This is a genomic window from Salmonella sp. 3C (assembly GCF_025426275.1).
Lineage (GTDB): Bacteria > Pseudomonadota > Gammaproteobacteria > Enterobacterales > Enterobacteriaceae > Salmonella > Salmonella enterica.
This window is the reverse complement of sequence record NZ_CP104858.1, coordinates 3,361,883-3,379,015: the sequence shown is the minus strand read 5'-3', so window position 1 is coordinate 3,379,015 and position 17,133 is coordinate 3,361,883. Positions and strand designations below refer to the sequence as shown.

The window sequence follows — 17,133 nt, the reverse complement described above, 5'->3', positions numbered from 1 at the left end:
TGGGGAAATCAGCGGTTCTGTCTGGACTGGTCTTTCTGACCGATACCGGAAAAAATGTTGAACACCTCACCCAGACCGTAAATCAGACCGAGGATGATGGCCATCACTACCGGTACCATGATGACGGCGAATACCAGACTTTTTAATAACTCTAACATGGGCAACTCCAGATATAGTCCTTTTTGTATTTTAACCGCATCACACAGAAAAGCACTCCCCTTTTGTGCGGTCGGCTTTGCGCTGACGCGCTTTTCAGTCACAATAGTCTTTTTACCAGGAGCTGGTTATGCAGGCCGAAATCCTTCTTACCCTGAAACTTCAGCAAAAGCTTTTTGCCGATCCCCGACGTATCTCTCTGCTGAAACACATTGCGCTTTCCGGCTCGATTAGTCAGGGCGCGAAAGACGCGGGAATCAGCTATAAGAGCGCCAGGGATGCGATAAACGACATGAACCAGCTTAGCGAACATATGCTGGTTGAACGCGCAACGGGCGGCAAAGGCGGCGGCGGCGCGGTATTAACCCGCTATGGCCAGCGTCTGATCCAGCTTTACGATTTGCTGGGCCAAATTCAGCAAAAAGCGTTCGATGTGTTAAGCGACGATGACGCCCTGCCGCTTGACAGTCTGCTGGCCGCTATCTCCCGCTTTTCACTGCAAACCAGCGCCCGAAATCAGTGGTTCGGCACCATTACCGCCCGCGATCGCGATCAGGTGCAACAGCATGTCGACGTGCTGCTGGCCGACGGCAAAACGCGGCTCAAAGTCGCGCTGACGGCGCAAAGCGGCGAGCGTCTCGGCCTGGAGGAGGGAAAAGAAGTGCTGATCCTGCTAAAAGCGCCGTGGGTTGGCATTACCCGGGATGCAGCCATTGCGCGCGCCGCTGACAATCAGTTGTCGGGAACGATCAGCCATATCGAGCGCGGCGCGGAACAGTGTGAAGTGTTGATGGCGCTGCCGGACGGCCAGACGCTGTGCGCCACGATACCGACTTCAGATGCCGCCACGTTAAAGGAAGGCGATGACGTGATTGCCTGGTTTAATGCGGACAGAGTGATTATTGCAACGTTGTGCTAAGCACATTGACATCCGTTGCCGAAAGACGTATCCCTGTCATTCATCGCTGCAAAAAATGGGATGCAAAATGTCATCGTTGCAAATTTCGCAAGGCACGTTTCGTCTGAGTGATACAAAAACACTTCATCTGGATTCGCTGACGCTCAATGCGGGCGATAGCTGGGCATTCGTTGGGGCTAACGGGAGCGGGAAGTCGGCGCTCGCCCGCGCGCTGGCGGGTGAACTGCCGTTATTAACAGGCGAGCGCCAGTGTCGGTTTACCCGCATTACTCGTCTGTCCTTTGAACAATTGCAAAAGCTGGTCAGCGATGAGTGGCAACGTAATAACACCGATATGCTCAGTCCTGGCGAAGACGATACCGGGCGCACTACCGCGGAAATTATTCAGGATGAAGTTCACCATCCTGCCCGCTGTGCGATGCTGGCGCAGCAGTTCGGCATTTCCGCTTTACTCGACAGGCGTTTTAAATACCTTTCTACCGGCGAGACGCGAAAAGCGCTGCTGTGTCAGGCGCTGATGTCTGAGCCGGAGTTATTAATCCTTGATGAACCGTTCGACGGACTTGACGTGACCGCCCGTCAACAACTGGCGCAACGCCTGACGGCGTTGAACCAGGCGGGTATGACCCTGGCACTGGTACTCAACCGTTTTGATGAAATCCCGGACTTCGTGCAGTTTGCCGGCGTGCTTGCCGACTGTACGCTGGCGGAGACCGGAACGACGGCGGAGTTGCTGCAACGGGCGTTGGTTGCTCAACTCGCGCACAGCGAGCGTCTGACCGACGTACAATTACCCGAACCGGACGAACCTTCCGCCCGCCATGCGTTACCCGATGGCGAACCACGGATCGTACTTAACGATGGCGTAGTCTCGTATAACGATCGCCCTATCCTCCACCACCTAAGCTGGCGAGTCAATCCGGGCGAACACTGGCAGATCGTCGGTCCTAACGGAGCGGGTAAGTCTACGTTGCTTAGCCTTATTACTGGCGATCATCCGCAAGGCTACAGCAACGATCTTACGCTGTTCGGGCGGCGGCGAGGAAGCGGCGAAACAATCTGGGATATCAAAAAACATATCGGCTACGTCAGCAGCAGTTTACATCTGGATTACCGCGTCAGTACCACGGTGCGCAATGTCATTCTCTCCGGCTATTTCGATTCTATCGGCATTTACCAGGCCGTTTCAGACAGGCAACGAAAACTGGCGCAACAGTGGCTGGATATTCTGGGAATCGATAAGCGTACGGCGGATGCCCCCTTCCACAGTCTCTCCTGGGGACAGCAGCGGCTGGCGCTGATCGTGCGCGCGCTGGTTAAGCATCCGACAGTGTTGATTCTGGATGAGCCGCTGCAAGGGTTGGACCCGCTGAACCGCCAACTGGTACGCCGTTTTGTAGATGTATTAATTCGCCAGGGAGAGACCCAACTGCTGTTCGTTTCCCATCATGCAGAGGATGCGCCTGCCTGTATTACCCACCGGCTGGAATTTGTACCAGAGGGCGAACGTTATAAGTACGTTTCCGGACGATGCAATAATTAAATGTATTATCAGAATGGCGCCGCGCGCCATTCTGGAACCACTCTCCTTTTATTAAGAATAATAATAACGGTCGATAAGCTTACTATCTCTTGAATCGCTGACCGCCTCATTGTCATAATAATCCTGAAATTTTCGACAATGATGTCGTATGTGAATATAAGGGATTCATTATGGCTTTTCGTTTTCCACAAATAATACTATTTTTACTGGCAGCCATGTTATTTTGCCCCAGCAGTTATGCTGAGCAAAAGCCGACCGCTGCGCAGGAAGCGCGTAAAACCGCCGTTGAGGTCGCTGTTGAAGGCATGAGTCGCGCCGCCGTTGCGGGTCCGACAAAGATTAGTTTAGGTGATAAAGCCACGCTTAATCTGCCGGAAGGATTTACCTGGATACCCGCAAAAGAAGCGGCGGTATTTATGCGTGAAATTGGTAACTATGTTGACGATGAATATTTTTACGGTCTCGTATTTAAAAAGGAAATGAATGGATTTATTTCTATCGAATATGATGATTCTGGTTATGTAAAAGATGATGATGCAAAAAATTGGGATGCCGATGAATTAATGGATAACCTGCGCAAAGGCACAAAAGAAGCGAATAAAGATCGTATTGCAAAAGGCATTGAGCCGATAGAAATTATTGGCTGGATCGAGAAGCCTACCTACGATGCAACCAATCATCGTCTGATCTGGTCCGCCGCCATCCAGGATATCGGCACCAACGAACCACTGAATGAACAAGGCGTGAACTACAACACCTATCTGCTGGGACGTGAAGGCTATTTTTCTTTAAATCTGGTGACCGACAGAGGTTCTGTTGACCACGAAATCCCTCTGGCGAAAAGAATTCTCAGTTCCGTCAAGTTCAACGCTGGACAACGCTACGCTGACTTCAACGAATCAACGGACAAAATAGCGGAGTATGGGCTCGCCGCGCTGATTGGCGGTATCGCGGCCAAAAAAGTAGGTCTGCTTGCTATGCTCGGTATCGCGTTGCTTAAGTTCTGGAAAGTGACCGCCATCGGCGTCGTTGCCGTCGGGGCGCTCGCCAGGAAGCTACTCTCGCGTAAAAAAGACTGACAGCTCCTGCCCCGTCCGTTTCATTCCCAGGCGCGTAACGCGCCTTTTTTTCGGATAAAAAGCAGAAGCATTCTCAAGCCAGATGATTTGTAATCATTTAATTGATATAAATGCGTAAAATCACCAGTGTGTAAACGATTCCACTAATTTATTACATGTCACACTTTTCGCATCTTTGTTATGCTATGGTTATTCCATACCATAGGCTTAACGGAGCGAATTATGAGAGTATTGGTTACAGGTGGTAGCGGTTACATTGGAAGTCATACCTGCGTACAATTGCTGCAAAATGGTCATGACGTCGTCATCCTCGATAACCTCTGCAACAGCAAGCGCAGCGTGCTGCCCGTGATTGAACGTCTGGGCGGTAAGCACCCGACCTTTGTCGAAGGCGATATTCGCAACGAAGCGCTTATAACCGAAATTCTGCACGATCACGCGATTGATACCGTGATTCACTTTGCCGGCCTGAAAGCCGTCGGCGAATCGGTCGCCAGGCCGCTGGAGTACTATGACAACAACGTCAACGGTACGCTGCGGTTGGTCAGCGCCATGCGTGCGGCCAACGTTAAAAACCTTATTTTTAGCTCCTCCGCCACCGTTTATGGCGATCAGCCCAAAATTCCTTACGTCGAAAGTTTTCCTACCGGCACGCCGCAAAGCCCCTACGGCAAAAGTAAATTGATGGTAGAACAGATCCTCACCGATCTGCAAAAAGCCCAGCCGGAGTGGAGTATTGCGCTGCTGCGTTATTTCAACCCGGTCGGCGCGCACCCGTCGGGCGACATGGGAGAAGATCCGCAAGGTATTCCGAATAACCTGATGCCCTATATCGCCCAGGTCGCCGTGGGTCGTCGCGAATCGCTCGCCGTTTTCGGCAACGATTACCCGACCGAGGATGGCACCGGCGTACGCGATTACATTCACGTTATGGACTTAGCCGACGGGCACGTCGTGGCGATGGAAAAACTGGCGGACAAATCCGGCGTACATATTTATAACCTCGGCGCGGGTGTCGGCAGTAGCGTCCTGGATGTGGTCAACGCCTTTAGTAAAGCCTGCGGTAAACCCATTAATTACCACTTCGCGCCGCGTCGCGACGGCGATCTCCCGGCGTATTGGGCGGATGCCAGCAAAGCCGATCGCGAGCTGAACTGGCGCGTCACCCGCACGCTTGACGAAATGGCGCAGGACACCTGGCACTGGCAGTCACGCCATCCGCAGGGATACCCAGATTAAGGACGTTGTTATGACCCCATTTAATCCCATCGATCATCCGCATCGCCGTTATAACCCGCTTACCGGCCAGTGGGTTCTGGTTTCGCCGCATCGCGCAAAACGCCCCTGGCAGGGGGCGCAGGAAACGCCGTCTCAGCAAATGCTGCCGGCCCATGATCCGGACTGCTTCCTGTGTGCGGGCAATACGCGTGTCACCGGCGATAAAAATCCCGATTACAAAGGGACTTACGTCTTTACTAACGATTTCGCGGCGCTGATGGCCGACACGCCGGATGCGCCGGACAGCCACGATCCGCTGATGCGCTGTCAGAGCGCGCGCGGCACCAGCCGCGTGATCTGCTTTTCTCCCGATCACAGTAAAACGCTGCCGGAGTTGAGCCTGCCCGCGCTGACGGAAATCGTCAGAACCTGGCAAACGCAGACCGCCGAGTTAGGCAAAACCTATCCGTGGGTGCAGGTCTTTGAAAATAAAGGCGCGGCGATGGGCTGTTCGAACCCGCATCCGCATGGCCAGGTCTGGGCCAACAGCTTCCTGCCGAATGAGGCCGAACGCGAAGATCGTTTACAAAAAGCCTACTTCGCCGAGCAGCGCTCGCCAATGCTGGTGGATTATGTCCAGCGAGAACTGGCGGACGGCAGCCGCACCGTGGTCGAAACCGAACACTGGCTGGCGGTGGTGCCTTACTGGGCGGCGTGGCCGTTCGAAACACTACTGTTACCCAAAACGCATGTCCTGCGCATTACCGATTTAAGCGACGAGCAGCGCGACTCTCTGGCGCTGGCGTTGAAAAAGCTGACCAGTCGTTATGACAACCTGTTTCAGTGTTCCTTCCCCTACTCAATGGGCTGGCACGGCGCGCCGTTTAACGGTGAAGAAAACGCGCACTGGCAGTTGCACGCGCACTTTTATCCGCCGCTGCTGCGCTCTGCGACCGTCCGTAAATTTATGGTCGGCTATGAAATGCTGGCGGAAACCCAGCGTGATTTAACCGCAGAACAAGCGGCTGAACGCCTGCGCGCGGTCAGCGACATCCATTTTCGCGAATCCGGAGTATAAAAATGAATCTGAAAGAGAAAACGCGCGCGCTGTTTGCTGAAATTTTCGGCTACCCTGCTACCCACACGATTCAGGCGCCAGGCCGCGTCAATCTGATCGGCGAGCACACTGATTACAATGATGGTTTTGTTCTGCCCTGCGCTATCGATTACCAGACCGTAATTAGCTGTGCGCCGCGCGACGATCGTACCGTACGGGTGATTGCCGCCGATTACGACAATCAGGTGGACGAATTTTCACTGGATGCGCCGATCGTGACCCACGATAGCCAGCAGTGGTCTAACTATGTGCGCGGCGTAGTGAAACACCTGCAACAGCGTAACAACGCGTTTGGCGGCGTGGATATGGTCATCAGCGGCAATGTGCCGCAGGGCGCCGGGTTAAGCTCCTCCGCCTCGCTGGAAGTGGCGGTGGGCACCGTCTTCCAGCAGCTTTATCACCTGCCGCTGGACGGCGCGCAAATTGCGCTCAACGGACAAGAGGCCGAGAACCAGTTTGTCGGCTGTAACTGCGGCATTATGGATCAGCTCATCTCTGCGCTCGGCAAAAAAGATCATGCGCTGCTGATTGATTGCCGTACGCTCGGCGCCAAAGCGGTTTCCATGCCGAAAGGTGTCGCCGTGGTGATCATCAACAGTAACTTTAAGCGCACGCTGGTGGGCAGCGAGTATAATACCCGCCGTGAACAGTGCGAAACCGGCGCCCGTTTCTTCCAGCAGCCGGCCCTGCGCGATGTCAGCCTTGAGGCGTTCAATGCCGTTGCCAGCGAACTGGACCCGGTAGTCGCAAAACGCGTTCGCCATGTATTGAGCGAAAATGCGCGCACCGTTGAAGCGGCAAGCGCGCTGGAGAAAGGTGATTTGCAACGTATGGGCCAACTGATGGCGGAGTCCCATGCCTCAATGCGCGATGATTTCGAAATTACCGTCCCGCAGATAGACACGCTGGTAGACATCGTCAAAGCGACCATCGGCGATCAAGGCGGCGTGCGCATGACCGGCGGCGGCTTCGGCGGCTGTGTTGTCGCGCTGATCCCGGAAGATCTGGTTCCCGCTGTGCAGCAGGCCGTTGCGCAACAGTACGAAGCGAAAACCGGAATCAAAGAAACCTTTTATGTATGCAAACCGTCACAAGGAGCAGGACAGTGCTAAATGAAACGCCCGCACTGGCCCCCGATGGTCAACCGTACCGCCTGCTAACCCTGCGCAACAGCGCAGGGATGGTGGTAACGCTGATGGACTGGGGAGCCACTCTTCTTTCCGCCCGTATTCCGCTGTCTGACGGCAGCGTTCGGGAAGCATTGCTGGGCTGCGCCAGCCCGGAACACTACCCTGAACAGACGTCGTTCCTCGGCGCCTCTATTGGCCGTTACGCGAACCGTATCGCCAATAGCCGTTATACGTTTGCCGGCGAAACCGTACAGTTAAGCCCAAGCCAGGGCGAGAACCAGCTACACGGCGGACCGGAAGGCTTTGACAAGCGCCGCTGGCAAATTGTGAACCAGAACGATCGCCAGGTATTATTCGCGCTCACCTCTGATGACGGCGACCAGGGCTTTCCTGGCCATCTTTGCGCCACGGCGCAATATCGTCTGACCGATGACAATAGAATCTCCATCACCTACCGGGCAACGGTCGATAAACCCTGTCCGGTGAATTTGACCAACCACGTCTATTTTAATCTGGACGGCGATCGGACCGACGTGCGCCAACATAAGCTGCAAATTCTGGCGGATGAGTATCTGCCGGTAGATGAATCCGGTATTCCACGCCAGGGGCTAAAATCGGTAGCCAATACCTCGTTTGACTTCCGGATGCCAAAAGTCATTGCCAATGAATTTCTCGCCGATGACGATCAGCGCAAGGTTAAAGGCTACGATCATGCTTTCCTGCTACAGACGCAGGGTGATGGCAAAAAGCCGGCGGCCCGTCTGTGGTCACAGGATGGAAAGCTACAAATGATGGTTTACACCACCGCCCCGGCGTTACAGTTTTATTCCGGCAATTATCTGGCGGGTACACCTTCCCGCGGGCCGGAACCTTATGCCGACTGGCAAGGGCTGGCGCTGGAAAGCGAACTGCTGCCGGACAGTCCGAATCATCCTGAATGGCCGCAGCCTGACTGTATCCTTCGCCCTGGCGAGGAGTACGCCAGCCTGACCGAGTATCAGTTTATTCCGTTCTAACGATATGCCGCTACATGCCCGATGACGCAAGCTTATCGGGCCTACGCGCCATTGCCCTGCTCAAACCTCCACCACTTAAAGACAAAATCGCAACTCTGAGTTCACAAGAACCTTACACTGCGCCACTATTTTCGCTATGGTTATGCGTAAGCATTGCCGCCAACACCTCGCGGCAATATAATGAGAATTATTATCATTACATATGATTTATAGGAGTGAGAGTATGGCTGTAACTAAGCTGGTTCTGGTACGTCACGGTGAAAGTCAATGGAACAAAGAGAACCGTTTCACCGGCTGGTATGATGTTGACCTGTCTGAAAAAGGCATAAGCGAAGCAAAAGCAGCGGGTAAACTGCTAAAAGAAGAAGGTTTCAGCTTTGATTTTGCCTACACTTCCGTACTGAAACGCGCTATCCATACGCTGTGGAACGTACTGGATGAACTGGATCAGGCGTGGCTGCCGGTGGAAAAATCCTGGAAACTCAATGAACGTCACTATGGTGCGTTGCAGGGGCTGAATAAAGCGGAAACGGCAGAAAAATATGGTGACGAGCAGGTTAAGCAGTGGCGCCGCGGTTTTGCCGTGACGCCGCCGGAACTGACCAAAGATGATGAGCGTTATCCGGGTCACGATCCACGTTATGCCAAACTGAGCGAGAAAGAGCTGCCGTTGACCGAAAGTCTGGCGCTGACCATCGACCGCGTTATTCCTTACTGGAACGACACCATCCTGCCGCGTATGAAGAGCGGTGAGCGCGTGATCATCGCCGCTCACGGTAACTCATTGCGTGCGCTGGTGAAATACCTGGATAACATGAGTGAAGATGAGATTCTTGAGTTAAACATCCCAACCGGCGTGCCGCTGGTGTATGAGTTCGACGAAAACTTCAAGCCGATCAAACATTACTATCTGGGCAACGCTGACGAGATCGCTGCGAAAGCGGCTGCCGTGGCGAATCAGGGTAAAGCGAAGTAATCACCTTTTCCGGATGGCGGTATAACTGCCTTATCCGGCCTACGAGCAATGGGTAGGCCGGGTAAGCGCAGCGCCATCAGACAATATGTCTTAAACAGCGATCACGCCATCCAGCACCACCTGCAATTTCCCCTGCGAACAGCGCTCCACGCGTCCTCGTACCCGGTACACTTCAGCCAGACGCTCCGCAGTAATCACCGTCTCCGGCGCGCCGCTGGCGACCAGCCTGCCGTCTTTTAGCATCAGGACATGGTCACCATGACGCAGTGCAATATTAATGTCATGCGCCACGACTATCGTCACCCTATTTTGCGCCTGGGTATCCCGACGCACGAGATCCATTACGTGAAACTGATAGTTTAAATCCAGCGCGCTGAACGGCTCATCCAGCAACAGAAGTTCAGGGCGACGAATCAGCGATTGCGCCAGACCCACTAACTGCCGCTGACCGCCGGAAAGCTGGTCGAGATACTGCAACGCCAGATGCGTTATGCCCAATTGCTCAAGGATAGCCAGTATCTGCGCTCTGCCCTGCGCATTGTCTCTGCCGCCTGATGCCCGCAATACCACGATAATCGACTCCAGTACATGCAGATGTACGCCCTGCGGTAATGACTGCGGCAAAAACACAACTTTCTGCGCCCGCTCGGCAAACGATAACGACATGAGATCTTCGCCATCAAGCAGCGCCTCGCCGTCGGCGTTATTCAGCCCGGCCAGCGAACGTAGTAACGTCGATTTACCACAGCCGTTCGGCCCCAGCAAAATGGTAATTTTCCCGCGCGGCAGTAAGGGAACGTTGAGATCTGCAATAACCGGCTGAGTGGAATAGCCGGCGCTAAATGAGCGGAGCATTAACCCGCGCATCAGAGACTCCCCCGATGTCGCAATACAATGCTTAAAAAGAACGGAACCCCGACCAGCGAGGTGACAATCCCCACCGGCACCATGACGCCCGGAATACTATTTTTCGCCGCAATAGAGGCCAGCGATAACACCAGCCCGCCTATCAGCACGCTGCCCGGAAGGTAGAAACGGTGATCTTCCCCCAAAAGTATTCGTGCAATGTGCGGTGCAACGAGACCAATAAAACCAATCGGCCCGACGAAAGCTACCGCCAGCGCTGATAACAAGCTGATACGCAACAATGACAGCAGGCGTAAACGGCGGACATGAATCCCAAAGCTCATCGCCCTCTCTTCGCCCAGACGTAATGCCGTGAGTTGCCAGGCGCTTCGTAACGCGCAAAAAAGCACAGCAATAAACACCACGGCCAGTACGCCCAATTTTTCCCACGACGCGCGGACCAGGCTCCCCATCGTCCAGAATACCAGCCCCTGCAGCGTATCTTCATCAGCCACAAACTGCATAATGGCGACCAACGCGTTAAAGGTGAATACCAGTGCAATACCGAACAACACCACTCCGGATGCGGCGACGCCTGTCCAACGGGTAATACCGTCCAGGAGTAACGCGGATAAAAGCGCAAAGATGAACGCATTGGCCGGGATAAACCAGGCGGCAGGAATACCGGGAATACCGATCCCCAACACAATCGCCAGCGCAGCGCCAAAAGCCGCCGCGGACGATACGCCGAGGGTAAACGGCGTCGCCAGCGGATTATTTAAAATGGTTTGCATTTCGGCGCCCGCTAACCCTAACGCCATGCCCACCAGTAGGGCCATCAGGGCATAGGGTAAACGAATATCCCAGACAATAACGTGTATGCCCGCATTCACCTTTTCCGGTTGAAAAAGCGCCTGCCATAGCGCACTGAGCGGTAAACCAGAAGACCCACAGGTTACATCCACCATCAGTGAAGTCATCATCGCCAACGCAATAGCTAACATGAGCACAGCCCGTTTGCGTATGATCTGGCGATAGCGCGGAATGACGGGCGTGGAAGCGAGAGCGGGGGCTAAAAGTGATTTGTCCTGACAGGTCATGGTTCGGGCTACGTTATTAATCAGAGGAGAATTATAGCGCCGAATTATTTCGTTATATATTTATTTATATTTCGATTAATGACACGGTGGCCTATCTCACCGGTTTCCAATAAATATCCTCCGGCATAGCCCTGTGTCTTGATCAGATCTCCTGATCAAGACACAGGGCCTGGCTGGGGGTTTTCCATAGACAAAAAAAGCGTGGAGCCATCCACGCTTGAGGCTGTTGACAAAATGTAACCAGGTGGCAATGTTCCAACCACGGACCTACAAAAAGTACGTAATCTGTTGATATTCTCGTTTCGTAAGTCAGGCAAAGCGCTAGCTGCCTCTCGCAGAAATGCCAACACAACAGATAATTGTCAGCAGTCCTCATTTTTCAGTCAGCAAATATCGGTCCGGCAGGGAATTTCGCCAGAAACCCGGTGACGGCCAGCAGCGACCACAGCCCGGGCCACTCAATCTGGCGCTCCCGCAGTTCATCATCCAGCGTCATAAGCGCAAACTCACCTTTATCGCCCAGCACGCCGCCCTGCCAGAGCAGCCGCTGCGCCTGCTGCCGCGCCCAGGGGGAATCGCTCTTCCAGGCCAGCAGGTGCAGTAGAGCCTGCTGCAGGCAGACACCGTGAGAATGTTGATCCCGCAACAGCCGCCGGTAAACCGGCAGCGATATGCTGCGCACGGTATAAAAACCGCTGCGGGTTTCGCTGTCAACATCTGCCATGCCAGCACAGAACTGACTGGCCAGGTAACATAAACGATTGTGCGTCAGCGGCTGGCGCAGGGCATCCAGACGACCTGCTGCGGCACACAGCAGCCCGCTCCTTTGCCGTTCTTGTGGCAGCGAATCAGGCAAAACCGCTACCGTTTCAGCCGCCCCGGCCTGCGCATGCTGTACGCCCGCGTTATAACAACAGACAAAGAAATCATGGCTGCCACGGACAATTGACGGGTGCGCCAGCAGATTCAGCGCCGGGTGCAGTTGTTCAAGCTCGTCCAGTGATGCCAGCGTATAATTGACAACCACATCTTTTATCGATGCCCGGCCTTCCGGACGAAATGCTATGGTTTCATTCATCAAAGTCTCCTTATGGGACATTCCCGGAGACGATGCTGCGCATCTGTCCGGGCTACAGATCCATGCAATCCGGTAGCCCGGACAGGCGCAACGCGCCGCCTCCGGGAAAGGAACAGATTTACATCGCCAGCACGTACTTCAGCATCACCCCGGCGGCTATCGCCGAGCCAATCACCCCGGCCACGTTCGGGCCCATCGCGTGCATCAGCAGAAAGTTCTGCGGGTCCGACTCCAGGCCCACCTTGTTCGATACGCGGGCCGCCATCGGCACCGCCGAGCCCCCCGCCGAACCGATAAGCGGGTTAATTTTGTTCTTACTGCACAGGTTCAGCAGCTTCGCCATCAGTACCCCGGCCGCCGTCCCGATACCAAAGGCAACCACCCCCAGCAGCAGAATGCCCAGCGTCTGCGGCTGCAGGAACTTGTCCGCCACCAGCTTCGCGCCCACCGACAGCCCGAGGAAGATGGTGACGATATTAATCAGCCCGTTCTGTACCGTGTCGCTCAGACGCTCCACCACGCCGCTTTCACGCATCAGATTGCCAAAGCAGAACATCCCCAGCAGCGGCGCGGCGTCCGGCAGCAGCAGCGCCACCAGCATGAGCAACACCACCGGGAAGAGGATTTTTTCCCGCTTGCTGACGGTGCGCAGCTGCACCATGCGGATTTTCCGCTCCGTCTCCGTGGTCAGCGCCTTCATAATCGGCGGCTGGATTAACGGCACCAGCGCCATATACGAGTACGCCGCCACCGCGATGGCCCCCAGCAGCTCCGGCGCCAGCTTGCCCGACAGGTAAATCGCCGTCGGGCCGTCCGCGCCGCCGATAATGCCGATGGCCGCCGCCTGCGGCAGGGTGAAGCTGATAAGGCCGAAGTAGTTCAGCGTCAGCGCCCCGAGCACCGTGGCGAAGATACCGAACTGCGCCGCCGCCCCCAGCAGCAGGGTGCGCGGGTTGGCCAGCAGCGGGCCGAAGTCGGTCATCGCGCCGACGCCCATGAAGATGACCAGCGGCGCGACACCGGAACCAATCGCCACTTTGTAGAACAGCGCCAGTACGCCAGGCGTGTAGCCCATGTCCACCGCCAGATTTTCCATCTGGTTCTGGACGGAGGGCAGCGCCAGCGCTAACGCCTCTTTAATGGCATGCACGTCCGGCGCGCAGTTGAGCTTCGCGGCAATCACCGCCAGCTGCCCGGCGTCGTGATGCGCCAGCAGGCTCTCCAGCGCGGTCAGCGCCATACCCGCTTCCGGGATGTTGGAGAGCAGGCCGCCGAAGCCAATCGGCAGCAGCAGTAACGGTTCGAACTTTTTCGCAATCGCCAGCCACAGCAGCAGCAGGCTGACCAGCAGCATGATGGCCTGGCCTGCGCCAAGGTGCATCAGCCCCATGCCCTGAAGCAGGGCGTTCAGACTTTCCATTTCAGTTCTCCGTTACGCCAGCGTCATCAGGGTGTCGCCCACGGAAACCGCGTCCCCGGACTTCACCGCGATACCGCGTACCGTCCCGGCCTGCGCGGCGCGGATTTCGGTTTCCATCTTCATGGCTTCCAGAATCAGCAGCACGTCGCCTTCGGCCACCGTCTGGCCTTCAGCGGCAATCACCTTCCAGATGTTGCCCGCCAGCGGCGCGGTGACCGGTGTGCCGGCGCCCGCCGGAGCAACCGGGGATGCCGCCTGAACCGGCGCAGACGAAGCCGCAGTAAGCTGGCTGATATCGCCGCCGTCGCTGACCTTCACCACAAAGGCTTTGCCTTCCACTTCCACGGTGTAGATACCGGAAGCGGCAGGCTTCTCTGCTTTTGCCACCGGCTGCGCGGCTTCCGCCTGCGGCAGTGGCTCAAACGCCGCCGGGTTATGGCGGTTTTCGAGGAATTTCAGCCCAATCTGCGGGAACAGCGCCACGGTGAGCACGTCGTCGATGGCGTTTCCCGCAAGCTGAATGCCCTTCTCCTGCGCCTGGCGCCTGACGTCCGCTTCCAGTTCAGCCAGCTCCGGCTTCAGCAGGTCCGCCGGGCGGCAGGTCACCGGAGCGCCCCCTTCCAGCACGCGGGCCTGTAACGCGGCGTTCACCGGCACCGGGGTGTGGCCGTATTCGCCTTTCAGAATGCCCGCCGTTTCTTTGGCAATGGTTTTGTAGCGCTCGCCGGTCAGGACATTGAGCACCGCCTGGGTGCCGACAATCTGCGAGGTCGGGGTCACCAGCGGGATAAAGCCGAGGTCCTCGCGCACGCGGGGGATTTCCGCCAGCACCTGGTCGAGTTTGTCCGCCGCGTTCTGCTGCTTCAGCTGGCTTTCGAGGTTGGTGAGCATTCCGCCCGGTACCTGGGCCACCAGAATACGGCTGTCGTAGCCCTTCAGCTGGCCTTCAAAGGCGTGATACTTTTTGCGCACCTCGCGGAAGTAGGCGGCGATGTTTTCCAGCTTCAGGATATCCAGCCCGGTGTCGTGCTCAGTACCTGCCAACGTCGCCACCAGCGCCTCGGTGGCCGGGTGGCCGTAGGTGGCGCTCATGGAGGAAATCGCCGTGTCCACGCCGTCAACACCCGCCTCGATAGCCTTCAGCAGGGCCATCTCCGCCATCCCGGTGGTGGCGTGACAGTGCAGGTGCAGGCGCACCTCAAAACGTTTTTTGATTTCGCTGACCAGCTCATACGCCGCCATCGGCGTGAGAATGCCGGACATATCCTTGATGGCAATCGAGTCAACGCCGGTTTCCAGCAGTTGCTCCGTTAAATCCAGCCAGGTCTGCAGGGTGTGCGCCGGGCTGGTGGTATAGCTCAGCGTGCCCTGGGCGTGCGCGCCGTGGCTGCGCACCGCCTGCAGGGCGGCCTTCATATTGCGCGGGTCGTTCATGGCATCGAAGACGCGGAACACGTCCATGCCGTTTTTCACCGCCCGCTCAACGAAGCGTTCCACCACATCATCGGCGTAGTGGCGGTAGCCGAGCAGGTTCTGGCCGCGCAGCAGCATCTGCAGCGGGGTTTTGGGCATGGCTTTTTTGAGTTCGCGCAGGCGGACCCACGGGTCTTCGCCGAGAAAGCGGATACAGGCGTCAAAGGTGGCGCCGCCCCAGCACTCCAGCGACCCGTAGCCCACGTCGTCGAGCGCGGCGGCAATCGGCAGCATATCGTCAAGGCGCAGACGGGTGGCGAAAAGGGACTGGTGGGCGTCACGCAGGACGACGTCGGTAATGGCAATGGTCATGGATTCCTCCGGGAATTAAGGGTTAAGGCGGCGATGGTGGTGGATAGCGGCGGCAATCACCGGCTTGAGGCGGGCAAAGTCGTCCGCGGGCGCGGCGGCGGCAGGTGCCAGTTTTGGCGCCGGAGCCGGTTCAGGGAAGAAGCGGTTGACGGCGGCGGACATGCCGCGGATGGCGAAAATCAGCAGGAACAGAAACGCCAGCACGAACCCCATGCCGAGGAACATCAGGGTGAAGCCTTCACCTAATAGCACCGAACTATTCATAATAAAGTCTCAAATTTAATAATCTAAAATAGAAAAGTAATATCAGGCATTAATAGAAGGGATAAAATATCGGTAGTAAAATCATACTAACGATAAAACAAACCAAACTAATCGCCAATCCGGGTTTTAAAAAATCTTTAAATTTAACATTCCCCGGGCCAATAATCATTGAGTTTGCTGGAATAGCCATTGGGGTACAAACAGCAACACTACTCGCAATAAAAACAGCAATAACAACTGCACGAGGGTCTGCGCCAATAGACTGTGCGATAGTCCATCCTACCGGGCATAACAACGTACATGCTGCAGTGTTACTCATAACTTGAGTCAAAGCCCATGTAAGTATCCACAATGACGCCATAATAATCATAACGCCAGAATCTCCGGTTACTGAAATAACGGCATTAGCAATCATTTCTCCAGCACCAGTAGAATTCAGCGCGGCTCCTAAAGGCATCATAAACGCAAGCATGAAAACAGTTAGTGTTTCAAAAGAATTAAAAGTTTCCTTTTGTGTCAAAACGCCAGCAAATACAAGAACAATAGCCGCACAACACGCAATAATATGCATTGGAGGCAGAAACTTAATATAATCAGTTGCCACCATTCCAGCGATAGACAGAATAAAAACGGCTAAAGTTAAATTTCTATGCCAGGCCGGAATTTGGCTATAATCCATTTGAGAATCAGATTGTGTATTTCCATCACGATCTGCGATGAGTTTTGAACCGAAGAAATAGAGAAATATAGAGCATGCAATCAGCAAAGGAATACCAATTTTAGCGTATTCGAAAAATGGCACCGACAGACTTCCCTTACTAAAAGTTTCAATAGTATTTTTAGCAATCAGATTTCCTGGCGAACCGATAATAGAAATATCAGCACCGATTGTTGCCCCAAAAACCAGAGGCATAAGAAGTTTAATAGGCTTAATCTGACTACTGGCGGCAATACCTAAAACAATAGGAATTAGCACAGCAACTGTTCCGCTATTAGAAACAAAGGCAGACATAACTCCACCAATAAGAAAAATCAATACACTAAGGCTTCTTTCTGTTTTAGCATATTTTAGTAAAATTTTACTTGATTGCCATGCCAAACCTGTTTTAAAAAATGCCGCACCGAGTACACACATGGCGACGATAAGAATAACATTCGCATTTACGATTGAAGCAAAAATATCCTTAGCATCGATAACACCGGTAAAATAAAGTGCCATTGGGACCATAAATGCAACTAATCCCATAGGAAGACGATCGCTAACAAAGATAATTATTGCAACCACTAAAACCAACAAAGTAATAATCGCTGGTGACATGTATACGTCCTTATATTATTAGGGTATAAAAACAACTCATTACAGTCATGAATACAACTGCAACAAGCATAAATCACATATTATACTAAAATTACATCTAATTAATTTCTATTGAGAAAGAATACACTCACATAAATAACAACACTTACCCGACAAAGGAATAACATA

Annotated in this window: 16 protein-coding genes; 8 read left to right on the top strand and 8 right to left on the bottom strand. The window is 54.5% G+C overall.

The features are described 5' to 3' along the window. Nucleotides 1–8 precede the first annotated feature (8 nt). A complete protein-coding gene (locus N7E69_RS16110) occupies nucleotides 9–158 on the bottom strand; it encodes an AcrZ family multidrug efflux pump-associated protein (protein ID WP_000891513.1) in 150 nt (49 codons plus the stop codon). A gap of 128 nt (nucleotides 159–286) precedes the next feature. Between N7E69_RS16110 and modE the strand changes: the two genes are divergently transcribed. The 8 genes from modE (at nucleotide 287) to gpmA (ending at nucleotide 9,154) form a co-directional block, all read left to right on the top strand. Continuing rightward, nucleotides 287–1,075: a molybdenum-dependent transcriptional regulator gene (modE, locus tag N7E69_RS16105; protein WP_261743131.1), complete on the top strand. Its 789-nt coding sequence runs from the start codon at nucleotides 287–289 to the stop codon at nucleotides 1,073–1,075. Between the two features lie 67 nt (nucleotides 1,076–1,142). Then, nucleotides 1,143–2,618, top strand: a complete 1,476-nt coding sequence (modF, locus tag N7E69_RS16100; RefSeq protein ID WP_000096940.1) for a molybdate ABC transporter ATP-binding protein ModF — start codon at nucleotides 1,143–1,145, stop codon at nucleotides 2,616–2,618. A gap of 170 nt (nucleotides 2,619–2,788) precedes the next feature. Further along, complete coding sequence (locus tag N7E69_RS16095; RefSeq protein ID WP_000885531.1) at nucleotides 2,789–3,697, top strand: DUF2167 domain-containing protein; 909 nt, start codon at nucleotides 2,789–2,791, stop codon at nucleotides 3,695–3,697. Between the two features lie 222 nt (nucleotides 3,698–3,919). Next, nucleotides 3,920–4,936 (top strand): UDP-glucose 4-epimerase GalE, encoded by a 1,017-nt coding sequence (gene galE / locus N7E69_RS16090; protein ID WP_001265465.1) that lies wholly within the window; start codon nucleotides 3,920–3,922, stop codon nucleotides 4,934–4,936. Between the two features lie 10 nt (nucleotides 4,937–4,946). Continuing rightward, nucleotides 4,947–5,993 carry a galactose-1-phosphate uridylyltransferase gene (gene galT, locus N7E69_RS16085; RefSeq protein WP_000187473.1) on the top strand — a complete coding sequence of 349 codons (1,047 nt, stop codon included), beginning with the start codon at nucleotides 4,947–4,949 and terminating at the stop codon, nucleotides 5,991–5,993. A 2-nt stretch (nucleotides 5,994–5,995) separates the two neighbouring features. Continuing rightward, nucleotides 5,996–7,144 (top strand): galactokinase, encoded by a 1,149-nt coding sequence (gene galK / locus N7E69_RS16080; protein ID WP_001049364.1) that lies wholly within the window; start codon nucleotides 5,996–5,998, stop codon nucleotides 7,142–7,144. Then, nucleotides 7,138–8,178, top strand: coding sequence for a galactose-1-epimerase (gene galM, locus N7E69_RS16075; protein WP_000931426.1), 1,041 nt, complete (start codon nucleotides 7,138–7,140; stop codon nucleotides 8,176–8,178). The genes galK and galM overlap by 7 nt, the downstream gene beginning before the upstream one ends. A 223-nt stretch (nucleotides 8,179–8,401) precedes the next feature. Further along, on the top strand, nucleotides 8,402–9,154 hold the full coding sequence (gpmA, locus tag N7E69_RS16070; RefSeq protein WP_000301552.1) for a 2,3-diphosphoglycerate-dependent phosphoglycerate mutase: 753 nt from the start codon (nucleotides 8,402–8,404) through the stop codon (nucleotides 9,152–9,154). A gap of 90 nt (nucleotides 9,155–9,244) precedes the next feature. Here the strand turns inward: gpmA and N7E69_RS16065 are convergent, their stop codons facing one another. The 7 genes from N7E69_RS16065 to N7E69_RS16035 all read right to left on the bottom strand — a co-directional run bounded on the left by N7E69_RS16065 (nucleotide 9,245) and on the right by N7E69_RS16035 (nucleotide 16,965). After that, nucleotides 9,245–10,021, bottom strand: coding sequence for an ABC transporter ATP-binding protein (locus tag N7E69_RS16065; protein WP_001214704.1), 777 nt, complete (start codon nucleotides 10,019–10,021; stop codon nucleotides 9,245–9,247). Continuing rightward, a complete protein-coding gene (locus N7E69_RS16060) occupies nucleotides 10,021–11,100 on the bottom strand; it encodes a FecCD family ABC transporter permease (RefSeq protein WP_000128331.1) in 1,080 nt (359 codons plus the stop codon). Before N7E69_RS16060 ends, N7E69_RS16065 begins: the two co-directional genes overlap by 1 nt. Before the next feature lie 379 nt (nucleotides 11,101–11,479). Further along, nucleotides 11,480–12,178, bottom strand: a complete 699-nt coding sequence (locus tag N7E69_RS16055; protein WP_001005987.1) for a triphosphoribosyl-dephospho-CoA synthase — start codon at nucleotides 12,176–12,178, stop codon at nucleotides 11,480–11,482. A 118-nt stretch (nucleotides 12,179–12,296) separates the two neighbouring features. Beyond that, nucleotides 12,297–13,598 (bottom strand): oxalacetate decarboxylase subunit beta, encoded by a 1,302-nt coding sequence (locus N7E69_RS16050; RefSeq protein WP_000444846.1) that lies wholly within the window; start codon nucleotides 13,596–13,598, stop codon nucleotides 12,297–12,299. Nucleotides 13,599–13,610: 12 nt separating this feature from the next. Next, nucleotides 13,611–15,383, bottom strand: coding sequence for a sodium-extruding oxaloacetate decarboxylase subunit alpha (oadA, locus tag N7E69_RS16045; protein WP_058113789.1), 1,773 nt, complete (start codon nucleotides 15,381–15,383; stop codon nucleotides 13,611–13,613). Between the two features lie 15 nt (nucleotides 15,384–15,398). Continuing rightward, complete coding sequence (locus N7E69_RS16040; RefSeq protein WP_001089085.1) at nucleotides 15,399–15,647, bottom strand: oxaloacetate decarboxylase subunit gamma; 249 nt, start codon at nucleotides 15,645–15,647, stop codon at nucleotides 15,399–15,401. Between the two features lie 49 nt (nucleotides 15,648–15,696). Beyond that, nucleotides 15,697–16,965 carry an SLC13 family permease gene (locus N7E69_RS16035; RefSeq protein WP_000074128.1) on the bottom strand — a complete coding sequence of 423 codons (1,269 nt, stop codon included), beginning with the start codon at nucleotides 16,963–16,965 and terminating at the stop codon, nucleotides 15,697–15,699. Nucleotides 16,966–17,133: the final 168 nt, after the last annotated feature.